Annotated in this window: 8 protein-coding genes and 1 pseudogene; 1 reads left to right on the top strand and 8 read right to left on the bottom strand. The window is 40.8% G+C overall.

The window, feature by feature from the left end:
• Positions 1–153: 153 nt before the first annotated feature.
• Both H6G26_RS33730 and H6G26_RS33725 read right to left on the bottom strand, forming a co-directional pair.
• Positions 154–561, bottom strand: a pseudogene (locus H6G26_RS33730) (NAD(P)-dependent oxidoreductase); the annotation flags it as partial.
• A 10-nt stretch (positions 562–571) separates the two neighbouring features.
• Positions 572–1,486 carry a DUF3365 domain-containing protein gene (locus tag H6G26_RS33725; RefSeq protein WP_190735359.1) on the bottom strand — a complete coding sequence of 305 codons (915 nt, stop codon included), beginning with the start codon at positions 1,484–1,486 and terminating at the stop codon, positions 572–574.
• Positions 1,487–1,670: 184 nt separating this feature from the next.
• On the opposite strand from H6G26_RS33725, the gene H6G26_RS33720 reads away from it, so the two are divergent.
• Positions 1,671–2,525, top strand: a complete 855-nt coding sequence (locus tag H6G26_RS33720; RefSeq protein ID WP_190735363.1) for a PhnD/SsuA/transferrin family substrate-binding protein — start codon at positions 1,671–1,673, stop codon at positions 2,523–2,525.
• 17 nt (positions 2,526–2,542) lie between these two features.
• Here H6G26_RS33720 and H6G26_RS33715 read toward each other — a convergent pair whose 3' ends face one another.
• The 6 genes from H6G26_RS33715 to H6G26_RS33690 form a co-directional block, all read right to left on the bottom strand.
• Positions 2,543–3,313: a hypothetical protein gene (locus H6G26_RS33715; protein WP_190735357.1), complete on the bottom strand. Its 771-nt coding sequence runs from the start codon at positions 3,311–3,313 to the stop codon at positions 2,543–2,545.
• A 626-nt stretch (positions 3,314–3,939) separates the two neighbouring features.
• A complete protein-coding gene (locus tag H6G26_RS33710) occupies positions 3,940–4,941 on the bottom strand; it encodes a hypothetical protein (protein WP_190735355.1) in 1,002 nt (333 codons plus the stop codon).
• A 465-nt stretch (positions 4,942–5,406) separates the two neighbouring features.
• Complete coding sequence (locus H6G26_RS33705) at positions 5,407–8,166, bottom strand: GAF domain-containing protein (RefSeq protein ID WP_190735353.1); 2,760 nt, start codon at positions 8,164–8,166, stop codon at positions 5,407–5,409.
• Positions 8,167–8,723: 557 nt separating this feature from the next.
• A complete protein-coding gene (locus H6G26_RS33700) occupies positions 8,724–9,194 on the bottom strand; it encodes an N-glycosidase (RefSeq protein ID WP_190735351.1) in 471 nt (156 codons plus the stop codon).
• Positions 9,195–9,938: 744 nt separating this feature from the next.
• Positions 9,939–11,462 carry an ATP-binding protein gene (locus tag H6G26_RS33695; RefSeq protein WP_242054058.1) on the bottom strand — a complete coding sequence of 508 codons (1,524 nt, stop codon included), beginning with the start codon at positions 11,460–11,462 and terminating at the stop codon, positions 9,939–9,941.
• 151 nt (positions 11,463–11,613) lie between these two features.
• Positions 11,614–11,729, bottom strand: a 116-nt coding sequence (locus H6G26_RS33690; protein WP_190727979.1) for a transposase, incomplete at its 5' end; no start/stop codon positions are given.

Raw genomic sequence — 11,729 nt, 5'->3', positions numbered from 1 at the left:
ATCACGTTCTTTAATGGCAACCGTCGGTTGCCTCTAACCCACCCACCCCATCATAATGATTATCATTCCTTTGCTAATTGATGTTTAACTTTCTAAAAGTAGTATGGGGTCTAGCTTCTGGTGCTTTCTACTTTTATCTATGCTCATCAATATTTAGATGCGTTTGCCCTGGTATCCCCCTTGCTTGTCTACAATATTCCGTAAGGGTTGACCAGTTTGGTAACGTTTGAGATTGTCGATAAACAGTTGTGCTATACGCTCTCTCTGTCGTGGTAACAGGGCTGAACAATGGGGTGTGATAAAGGAGTTCGGCAACGACCACAAGGGACTTTCTGGTGGCAGAGGTTCTGTAGCCACTGTATCTAATCCAGCACCCGCAATCCATCCTTCATGTAGTGCGGTGAGCAATGCGGCTTCATCTACGATCGCACCACGAGCGATATTAATTAAGTAAGCAGACTGACGCATGGAGCGCAATGCAGTTTCATCGATCAAGCCTTTAGTTTCCGGGGTTAGCGGTGTGGCAATTACTACATAATCGGCTGCCGGAAGGAGCGATCTGACCAATGTATTAGCTTTGGTTATTCAGCATCTCCATAGCTATTTTTAAGCTAGCTTTCATCCGATTAAATGCTTCCGCCAACCCGCCAATTTCATCATTAGAGCTTTCTTCAAAATCAGCGCTCATATCACCAATACTAACTTTTTGAGCTATTTTCTCTATTCTTCTGATGCGTTGAATCACATATTTTTTGATTAAGAAGTTAATTAAGAAAACTATGAGCGCAAAGATTGCAATTAAAAGTCCCATGATTAATATCCAAGTCCGTTTGGCATTGGTAAAAATATCTTCGGAAGGAACAGAGACTATTTGGGCAGAAACAATCTGATTGAGTTGCCAGCCAAAACCATTTTCCGAGCCATAGGTTACCAACTGACTCTTAGGAGCCTGATCTGGTGTAGTATGACATTGCAGACATTGCTGCTGTGTAATCTTGAGTGGTCGCGCAATGTAAAATACTTCGCCTTCTGCCAAGTTCCGAAAGCCAGTAATTTCTAGAGTATTGGGTTCGTTGCGAAAACGCTCTACAAGTTTAGTTTCAAAACTATCGGCTTTATCTGCTAAATTAGTTGGATTAAGTGTTGCGTCTTTATGAAAAAAGTTTCTATATTCTGGCTTTTTACGAAAATTATCAAAAACCTCTTTAGAGGAAAAACTTGGTACTATTTCTGGCATGAACGTTGGGTTAGTATCTAGACTAGGTTCCAATAGGGGAACTATACGATTTTGTGTATAGTTTCTAACTGCATTCACCATTTGGATGAGAATCTGCGCTTGGGAAGCCACTTCATTTTGTGCCCTTCGCTGAAGTACACTGGATAAGGCAACGCCACTACCCAAAATACTGACTATGAAAACTAATATTAAAAGTAAGTTAAATTTAGCACCTATTTTTAGGTTTTTTAACGTAATGTTGTTTAACATAAGCTAACCAACGAAGGTGGTATCTGAGTTTGTCTAATATTTATTTATACCTGTTAGAAACCATGTCAGCGATATTTAAATAAATATTAATTCTTTGCTGCAATTTAAACTATTTAGGCAGTAGCCAAACTCATCTAAATTAGTCTTGAAAGCGAAGTTATTTCCTTAACCATAATTATTAATGATGTTTTTGCGATTTCCCCGTCGTTTATTTCTATTTAATCTGCTAGGTTTGACATTTGCCGCCTGCCAATCACAACGGCAGTTTGAGGGCGCATTAACTCTTGGCGTTATCAACTATGGTGGAAGCGACAAGATAATTAGCCAATATGCTAAATTTAATAGTTACTTGGGTGAAAAAACAAACTCATATATTCAGCTAGAACCTGCTTTTAATGAAAACAAAGCGGTTGAGCGCCTTAAGGCTCGTGCTTGGTCCTTGGTATTTGCTCCACCGGGTTTAGCAGCGATTGCGATCGCACGTCACCAATATGTTCCCCTGTTTCCTTTAATAGGTATTAGTAATCTGCGTTCAATCTTCGTTGTTCGCAATGATAATCCGATAACCGACTTGAAACAGCTACAAGGTAAAACAGTGGCTTTAGGTCAGTTAGGTTCAGCCACAGGATATTATTTTCCACTTTACAATCTTTTTGGTACAACACTGGCTGACATCCTGTTTGCACCCACGCCCAAAGCCGCGCTGGAATTAGTCGCCCAAGGAAAAGCGATCGCCTGTGCTGTCTCGGAGGCTGAATTGAGCCTCTACGGTTCCCAGTTGGGCTCAACCCAATTCCGCATCCTATTTAAAGACCCTCACTATGTACCATTAGGCGTAGTCTTGATTGGACCTAATGTAGAACGTAACCGTCAAGAGTTCATCCGCAAAGTAATGAGCGATGCGCCTTCTAGTTTAGCTCAAGAAGTAGGGTATGTACCCAACGGACAAGTACCAGATTATAAATACATGATTTCTGTGGTTGATCGGGTCAGTTCCATTACTTCTGGACTGCAAAAAAAGCCTGTCCGTTTATTTTAGTTGACATCACAGATTGCTCAAAAAAACAATTTGAATCGTGCTAGTTGGTTTTGAATCGTTCCTGTGAGGATGTTATTTAGTTCTGCGGTGTCTTGGAATTGCAAAATTTGCTGTGTCGGTAAATCGAAGGGAAATTGCCCTTCAAAGTCTGGACGTTGCATATGCGCTAGTAAAATCTGTTCAGACCGCTTACTTTGGATGGCATAGCCAATCTCAATACAGACATTCGGGCTAGGAAGTACTTGAGGAGTTTCTTTACCGTCAATACTAGCAATGGGTGTGGTGTCAGCGATGAATAACAAACTCCTACGGATTTTTCGCATGATCGTGCGGTTAATCCGTACAGTAGCACCGATGGGGCGAGAGGATTCTACTAATGTTAGAGGAAGGCGCGATCGCAAGTTTAAACTGTCCAAACTTTTTCGCAGTTCTTCTCTGAGAATATTAGTCGCTGCGGCATACTCAGTTTGATAGGATAAAAAAATCGTTGGTTCTAACTGAGCCAATAGCGTCTGCTTCGTGAAATAAATTTCATGACTAATTAAGTCAATGTTGGCGACGCAATAGCCACCACTACCTTCAATATAAAATTCAATATTTTCCCCTTCCAGATAGCGTCCAAACCAAGTTGATTTCTTAACCTCGTCGCTTTCTTCCAAAAAGTCTGCTCGTAATGCTGATCTCAACAGGCTTTTTTTGCTTAAGCGAATGTCTGGCGGACGTTTTTCCAGTTCTGGAATCGGCTCGTAATCCTGTAGATACCACGCTCTGAGCGCAATAATTGACATAAGGCGCTATTTAAACTGTTTTTCACTATTCAACTTCGTATAATCTTACACTAAGAGGAGTCCCTATCTCAGACTTCTCTTTAAACACAACAACACCCAAACCTCTACTCCCTGAACTATCTCCTCTCCTTCTTTATCCTAACCAGGGATGTACTAACTTCCATAGCTTGTATAAACAAGTTATGAAAACCAGTTACAGCGCCCCCTAATCTTCCATATTTGAGGAAATAACAGTTTTCGCGTTGGGTGTTGCTGTGTTTTGACGAGACAGATGTAAGTTAAACAGCGTCTTTTACCTCTTACTACATTCCAGATGCAACTCTTATATCTGCCAGGGAAGCTTATTTATTAACTTCAATTATTAGATTATCACTTCTGGATAGGAAAGATTTTGTTTGCAACTAAACTTTACTGAGGAGCAGGGGGAGCAGGGGGAGAAGAAATTGGACAGTCCTATTGGACGCAGGAATTGAGTAATTTAATTTTTGGATGTCCCTTATTTTTTCATAAGAGTGATGCAAGAGCGCTAATTTACTTCTTCTAGACATAAGGCGAACCTTTTGTTAGGTTCACCTGCTTGAAACTTTGCTTAGATGTATGTGACAAAGTTAGAGGCTAGTCTTTATCTAGTCTCTCTTATCTTCAATAATTGCCTGTTCCTTGATGATAATGACTTCAGGCATTGGGCTGCTGGAGACACGGACATTGTTATCCTGAATTTCCTTCTTGGGAGATTCTGCCGTATTTTGAGCAGATAACTTAATATCATGGGCTGAACCTTTGACAGATTCAGTAACATTTTGAGCCGATGATTTCAACGATTCAGTTGCATTGTGAGCCGATGATTTGAGGGATTCAGCAGCACTCTTTACAGAGGGTTCGACTGCCTTGGCTGTTCCCTTGACAGTTGAGCGAACATCTTTAGTAGCAGTTTCAATTTCCTTAGCCACAGCTTTGGCAGAAGGCTTAATTTCATCGGCAGCGCTTTTAATAGAGTTAGCAGCGTTTTCTACAGAAGGCTGAACGCCTTCAATTGTATGCTGAACTGACTCTTTTACCCCTCTAATCGTAGGTTTGACTTCTTCGGATACATTCTTAACTGCATCTACTACAGAAGGTTTAGCCTCTTTAACCGTCTGATTAACTGATTCGGCTATACCTTTAATAGAAGGCTTAGACTCTTCAACTGTTTGCTTGACGGCTTCTGCTGTCCCTTTGATAGATGGCTTGACTTCTTCAATGGTTTCCTTGGCTGCTGTGCCTATGTCTTCTATAGAATGCTTAACACCCTCTGCTACAGAGTTAGCCGCATCTCCTAAATTATCTACAGCCCGGTTAACCGTATCAGCAGTTCCCTTACCAATTATAGCGCCAGCAACTGAACCTGCGACAGCACCGATAATGCCTCCAGTGCGAGCGCCTAGTACGCCCCCAATTGCAGCTCCAGCTACCCTAGCACTAATGCCTGAATCTGATGAAGAGTTTGAGATTTTTTCTGGTTGGGATTCAAAATTTTCTTCAGCTTGATTTAAAGACAATTTTTTATCACTCTCACTTTTAACAATCTTTTCCTCATGGACGAGAGGATCGGCATCAGTTTGATTCAAAGGTAGCTTGTTGTCATTCATAATACTTTATCCGTTAAATTAGCTTCATTATTAAGCTAACTATTAATCTTAATAATTATCACTAGCGCAAGGAGTATATATCTACTCATTAATGTTGAACCTAAGTGTAGTTTCAAGATATGAGGTTCCAACTAGCTTGTAGTTGTGCTAGGAAAATATCAAATAAATATATTTCAATGAAATTCTTGAAAGCCTTATTGAGCAAGGGTTACAATATCTATTTCTTAAGAGAAAGTTATTATCATGTCACATAGTTGGGAAGCGAACAGTGCAGGATGATATTATGCCAAATGACAGATAATCGTTCACTGTTTGATCTGAAAAATTCTCAAGAGATCGCTCTGGTACAACACAGCAGAAATAAAGCAACCATTATTATGGGGGAATAAGAAAGGTAAATAAAAAGCTTTAATATCTTTCCCCTACCCCCTGCAAGAACTGCCTATAAAAGTCAATCTTTTGCCTTTAGTTAATTTTGGCTGGAGGCTTCACGGGAATTTCAATCCAGAACTCTGTACCTTTGCCAGGTTCTGAAATGCACTCCATTATTCCAGCATGTTTTTCGACAATGATTTGATAGCTGATTGCCAGTCCCAGTCCTGTACCCTTGCCCACAGGTTTGGTAGTATAAAACGGGTCAAAAATCCGCTTTTTCACCTCTTCAGTCATTCCGGGCCCATTGTCACAAATACGAATCAACAGACGAGAGTTGTCTGCTGAGATTTTAGTGGAAATGTGGATAGTGGGCATTAGGCATGGGTTATCTCCCTTGTCCCCTTGTTTTCTCGTCTCCCTTGTCCCTATTCCCCACTCGCCACTCCCCATTGCCAGGGCATCTATGGCATTGCTGAGAATATTCATGAATACCTGATTCATTTGACCGGCATAGCATTCTACCCTTGGTATGTCGCCATAATCTTTGATTACCTGAATGCCTGGAAATTCAGAATTTGCTTTCAGCCGATGTTGCAAAATTAATAAAGTGTTCTCAATACCTTCATGCAGGTCAACACGCTTGTTTTCAGCCTCATCCAAGCGAGAAAAATTGCGTAACGACAGCACTATTGAACGGATGCGATCGGTTCCTACTTGCATTGAGGCCATAATTTTTGGGAGGTCTTCTAGCAAAAATTCAAAATCGATCGCTTTGATTGCGGCGCTAATTTCACTATGAGGGTAAGGATAGTGGAACTGGTAGAGGCGTAAAATTTCTAGCAGTTGTTCGGTGTAGTCAGTAGCGTGACAGAGGTTACCGTAGATGAAGTTAACGGGGTTGTTGATTTCGTGGGCGACACCCGCCACCAACTGTCCTAAACCGGACATTTTTTCGGTGTGAATCAATCTTGCCTGTGTTTCTTGGAGTTCATGTAGGGTATGCTCTAACTGTGCAGCTTGAGTTCTGGCTTCAGTTTCGGCATCACAAGTTTGTTCGTAAAGTTGCGCTTGTTGAATAGCGATCGCAGCCTGATCTCCTAGCTGTTGCAATAAATCAATTTCTGCATCCTGCCAATCTCTAGGAGCCTCACACTCATGGGCTATTAGTAAGCCCCATAGTTCCATACCTATATTAATTGGAACTATTAAGCTTGCTTGCACTTGCAGACTCTGCAAAACCTCTCGATGACATTCACTTAAAGAAGCTGTGGAAACGTTGTTAACTGCCCGTACCCTGCCCTGAAAATATAGATGGGCATACTCATCAGGAAAGCATTCCAGTGGTGCTTTTACTCCTAAAACTGACTGCCAATTGCCATTAATTTCTTCTACAATCACCGATTTAGTCTTCATCTGGAAAATCAGCACCCGGTCTGAGTTTAGCAGGGGACGGACTTCCCGAACGATGGATTGCAGAGTTGTCTGAAAGTCTAATGTGTAGCGAATATGCTCTGTAACTTGCTTGAGTACCTTGGTAAACAGTAATGATTTTTCGAGTTCAGAAGTCTGCTCTTGCACCCGCAGTTCTAGGTTAGCATTCAGGGATTGTACCTGTTTATACATTTGCTGCTGCTGAATTGCCATTGAGAAATGGTCGTACAAAGCTTGCGCTAATGAGATGTCTTCCGGCTTCCACTCAGGCGCTTGCCCCTTTTTTTGCTCTCGCCAAACCTCAAAGGAAAGCTGGGGTAACAGTTGTCGCCGATTTTTTTCACATCGTCCCGCCCACAAGATTTCCGTTTCAAATTCAGAGCGAAAAATGCTTAATACACCAATAAATGTTTCTCGGTAATGTAGGGGAATTACCATCAGTCCGCGAATTTGAGTAGAACGGAATGCTAAAGCCAAAACTCGCAAACGTGGTTCTTTATAGAGGTCAGCTATTGCCCAAATATTGCCTTCTTTACACTCAGCCATCCAGTTTTGCCAGATGGGATGCTGTTCGATAATACTGTTATCTAACTCGTAGGCAACTGTCGGTTGGTTGCCCCAAGTGTATAGTTCCCCACTCTGTTCAATATAAAGCCTGCCACCTACTCCATCGAAGGCAGTAATAACTTCTTCTAGCGCCCCCTGCAATTGGATTGTCGGCAGTTTATGCAATAGTGTGGTAACTCGGTTAATAGTAGCTTCTCGCTCTTGCTTGGCGCGGGCTACGGTGAGTAGATTACTTTGAGCGATCGCGATCGCAACCTGGTCAGCTACTTGCTGTAATACTTTTAGTTCCCGCTTCAAAATCTTTCGCGGTTCACTTTGGTGAGATACCAACAATCCCCACAATTTAGGCTTTGCCAATTGTTCTTGTGGATCGCAATCTAAAATTGGCACTACCAACGAAGACTGCACACCCATTGCTTTTAAGTATTGAATATGGCACGGGTTTACCTGCCGATAGTAAATGTTAGTTTGTAGACGTTTGCCAGTTTCTTTGGATTGTAGAGGCGATAGCCCGATCTTCCCGTTTGCCACATCAACAATCGAACGTTGCTGTGCTAAGAGAAACATCTCCCTGGCTTCTTGTGGAATATCATGAACAGGGAAGCGTAACCCTAATAAGGATGGCAGACGCTGGTCATGGATAGATTCAGCAATTACTTCACCACTACCATCAGCATCAAAACGATACACCTTTACCCGATCTGCACCCAAAAATAAACGTACTTGGCTAACGGTAGTCGTTAATATCTCTTGGAGGTCGAGCGATCGCCTGATCTGTTTTATCATCCGGTGCAGTAAACTTTCTTGGTCTAAGCTTTGCTGCAACCCTTTTGGTTCATCGGTAAATGCCATTGTCTACATACACCATGACTGAAGTATAATTTTTTTTATAATTGTCACTAATCAGAGTTTTCAACTTCCAATGCCTTGATTTTTTTCCCGTTTCCAGAGATTCCTGCTACAAATGCTTTGCTAGAGGCGTGCATCTGTTGCAAATATTTTTGGAACTGGATCAGAGCATATTTGAAAAGGATCAGATATTCTGCTTGATCCCCATAGCCCTTCTAAAGTTGATTTAAGGAGATATCAGACCGCTTGGTATATCATTAAAGATTTTACAAACATCCTTTCAAATTTTAAGTTAAGAAAATTTTAATCATTGACACCCATTAATTTTATATTCTTAATCAGTAAAATATTTGAGTAAAATTACTTATAAGCTAAGTCTTAATAATTGCTTTAAATTAAAAATATTTTTTCCATTTTTTGCCCATTAATCCAATTAATTAAGATTTTTTCAAAAAAATAACTAAATTACTGGCAACTTTTTTAAATATTTTTGCCTGGGGAATTTTACTATTCCCCATTTAATTACTGAGTTTATGTTGAATGTAACTATTTTGATTAAATTATTCGTAAATTACTGTTAAAGATAGTAATTTACGAATTTCTTCACGAACACTCATGAGAGTTTTACCGAGATGGTTTTGGCCGGCTTTATTAGCACCACAGCCCCAAAAAGAATCGGTTGGGGAATTTTCAACCAAAATTTCATCGCCTGTCCTTAAAAGAACTTCTCTAATATCAGTATGAGTGAGAAACTTTTTGAGTACAGCTTCTCGCATAATTTGAGTTTTGACTAAATTCCAGTCTCGACGAAGTTGGCGAGTGCTACATCTTCCCAAAGCGGCAGCTTCTTCTGGGGTAGCGGCGGCATGAATGAGAGGTATAATTGCCGCATCTGTGCTGCCTACAAACTTTTGCGCTTGATAATAATGCTCAACTGTTGGCCAGTAAGTACCCTGGATGTGGATTCCGTGGGGAGAAAAGTTAGAAAAACAGCCATAAGGCTGGCAAACCTTATAAAAGTAAATGGTCATTTGAAAATTGCTCTTTTATATATCAATTTCAGGGTAGCTGAAAGATCGCACTCGCAACCCAAAATCGAGCTTATCAAACAAATTTTCTCTCGGTTTATATCACTAGGGATTCTTCCCAACGACTTATAAAGATTCTCACTTCGTTGCAATACAGCCTAAACCTCACCCCCAACTCTTATCCTTAGCAAGCCTACGGTGTACACACAAGTCATCGAATTACCCCAAAACCTCACCCTGTCCTATCGGACATCCTTAGTAAGGAGAGGGACCGGTTTTGCTCAGGACTTACGCAACTGGCACAAGCAATTGTTTGGTGTAACCGCGCCGCACACCAAACAATTATGCGATAAACATGGGAACAGTCGGACGTTTGAGTTGTTGAACTAAATAATTTGATAGATGGTTTAACCAATGTTATAAGCTAAATCTTTCTTGCAATACTAATGTACTACTAGATAGCGATCGCCCTGTACCAATTGCGTCAGTTATGCTAATAGCCATGTACCAAAATTTAGCGATCGCCTGTGCCAGTTGCCTAAGTCCTGGTTAACAATGATTTGCCTCCCCCCGGTAAGCCAGATACTAATGCACTGATATAGCGGGGTAAGTAGCCAACAACACAATCAACAAGCCCTAATCGATAGCCGAGAAAAATGGATGGGTGTTGTGGGCAATGGTTTCACATCTATCGGAGGGTTACTAAGAAGTCAACACGTCGCAACAAGGGCCAAATTAATTTTGAGTCTAAACCAGAATCGGTAAAGTAATCACAAATTCTGCTCCAACGCCTGGGGTAGAATTAACATCCAAAGTTCCGCCATGTTTTTCTACAACAATAGATTGAGCGATCGCTAATCCTAATCCGGTTCCTTTACCAACGCTTTTAGTGGTAAACAAGTGGTCAAATACTTTTTGTTTGACTGATTCACTCATGCCTTGACCATTATCAGCAATCTTCACCTCAACCTGTTTTTCTTTTAAGAAGGTAGTAATTGTAATTCGGTTAAGATTAGCTTTAATATCTTCAAAAGTCCGACCTATATTTGATTCATCCAATGCATCAATAGCATTCGCTAAAATGTTCATAAATACTTGATTTAATTGTCCCGGAAAGCATTCAACTTGGGGTAATTTACTGTACTCCGTCACTATTTCAATTGCCGGACGGCTGTCATTGGCTTTGAGACGATGTTTTAAAATTAGAATTGTACTATCAATGCCTTCATGAATGTTAAACGGTACTTTGTAATCTCTATCCGCACGGGAGAAAGTGCGAAGACTAGTACTGATATTTTTGAGTCGGTCACACGCTATAATCATCGAATCAATCATCTTGGGGAAATCTTCCAAGCTATATTCCAAGTCGATTTCTTCGGCATGGGTAAGAATTTCATCTCCGGGAGTAGGAAACTTTTGTTCATATAGTTTCAAGTGTTCGATAACATCAGTAAAGGTTGGTTTAGCTTGTTTGAGGCTGGCAGCAATAAAACCGAGAGGATTATTCATTTCATGAGCTACCCCAGCAACTAAGTTACCCAATGCAGACATCTTTTCACTTTGCACTATTTGTAATTGAGCTTGTTGCAAATCTTGTAAAGCTTGCCCGGCTTGTTGATAAAGCCGCGCATTTTCTAAAGCAATTGCTGCTTGGGAGGACAGCAGATTAATCACTTGTAAACGGTTACTAGTAAATACCCCTTGATTTAGTTGATTTTCTAGGTAAAGAATTCCCAATAAATGACCTTGGTTAATAATAGGTGTACATAATACACTCTGAGGTTGATGTTGGAGCATATATTCCCCAATTACACCAGGAATATTTGTTTTGCAGTTGTCTATAATGACAGTTTCTCGAGTATTCTTAACGTAATTGATCAGTTTTCTAGGGATATCTTGACAAGTATCTAGTAGTTGTGATTCAAGAATGGTTTTGACATCAGTCTGGGAATTTGACTGTTGGTCTATAAAGGTAATTGCCCGCACTTGCCAAGTGTCTTCTTGAGGAAGAATTAATACACATGTTTTTGCACCAGAATTTTCTAGGATAATACGGGTGAGACTGCTGATGAGTGCGTCTAATTCTATACAACTGGAAATGGTTTGAGCAGCTTTGAGAATGCAGGTCAAATCTAGAGCATCAGAAATATTAGTACTGCTGGTGGTGTAAGTAGATGTACGGCCGATGCTGGCTATGGTTTCTAAGGGATTGAAGTTGAATTCTTGCTGTTGCAAAATGGGTTTGAGTAATTTGGGATAGCCTTTTTCCAAGTCATCAGTTTTGGCTTTAGCTCCCCAACGGGCATAGCAGTAATATGCTTGTTGTAGATATCCTTCTGCGGCTTTTTCTTTACCCCATTCTAAGTAAAATTTGGCAGCAAGTTCGTTAGAGGCTGTTTGAAAAGTTTGGGGGGGTAAAATTTTATGCTAATCGTCTTACCATGATCCGGATCATGGCAAGGTAGATAAACGTCTCCGATGTTTCCGGTAATAACTCATAGTCTCTGGCCAATCGCCGACAGCCCATTAGCCACCCAA

It is taken from the genome of Nostoc sp. FACHB-888 (assembly GCF_014696655.1).
GTDB lineage: Bacteria > Cyanobacteriota > Cyanobacteriia > Cyanobacteriales > Nostocaceae > Nostoc.
This window is presented reverse-complemented; position numbering and strand designations above follow the sequence as displayed.

Excerpts from the sequence above, each read along its gene's own strand:
- H6G26_RS33725 (WP_190735359.1), bottom strand. The coding sequence starts at position 1,486 with ATGTTAAACAACATTACGTTAAAAAACCTAAAAATAGGTGCTAAATTT.
- H6G26_RS33720 (WP_190735363.1), top strand. The coding sequence starts at position 1,671 with ATGTTTTTGCGATTTCCCCGTCGTTTATTTCTATTTAATCTGCTAGGT.
- H6G26_RS33715 (WP_190735357.1), bottom strand. The coding sequence starts at position 3,313 with ATGTCAATTATTGCGCTCAGAGCGTGGTATCTACAGGATTACGAGCCG.
- H6G26_RS33710 (WP_190735355.1), bottom strand. The coding sequence starts at position 4,941 with ATGAATGACAACAAGCTACCTTTGAATCAAACTGATGCCGATCCTCTC.
- H6G26_RS33705 (WP_190735353.1), bottom strand. The coding sequence starts at position 8,166 with ATGGCATTTACCGATGAACCAAAAGGGTTGCAGCAAAGCTTAGACCAA.
- H6G26_RS33700 (WP_190735351.1), bottom strand. The coding sequence starts at position 9,194 with ATGACCATTTACTTTTATAAGGTTTGCCAGCCTTATGGCTGTTTTTCT.